This window comes from Mesorhizobium sp. WSM4810 (assembly GCF_055811235.1).
Map to the genome: position 1 here is coordinate 1 of NZ_JBVVQV010000112.1, position 398 is coordinate 398.

General features: G+C 63.3%; 1 pseudogene. It reads left to right on the plus strand.

Annotated elements, in window-relative coordinates:
• Nucleotides 1–398: pseudogene (locus tag AC0L3O_RS35535) on the plus strand (IS5/IS1182 family transposase); the annotation flags it as partial.

A 398-nucleotide genomic window follows, 5' to 3' on the forward strand; every position in this document is an offset into this window, starting at 1 on the left:
CGCTATGCCCACGCCAAGCAGTTCAAGCGGGCGAACAAGGCGCTGCGCAGGCTCAAGACCTATCTCGGCCGGACCATTCGCGACATCTCTCGCCAGATCGCCGGCGATGCGGGGCTGGACGCGCTCTTCAAATGGCCGCTCTACCAGGCGGCCACCGTTCTCGAGCAACGCCAGCGCCAGCGCGGCCGCAAGATCTACAGCCTGCACGCACACGAGGTAGAATGCATCGGCAAGGGCAAGGCGCATATGCCCTATGAGTTCGGGGTGAAGGTGTCGGTGGCCACCACGCTGAAGCGCTCCAAGGGTGGCCAGTTCGCCCTGCATGCAAAAGCACTGCCCGGCAATCCCTATGACGGCCACACGCTGGCAAGCGTCATCCCCGACATGGAAAAGACCAT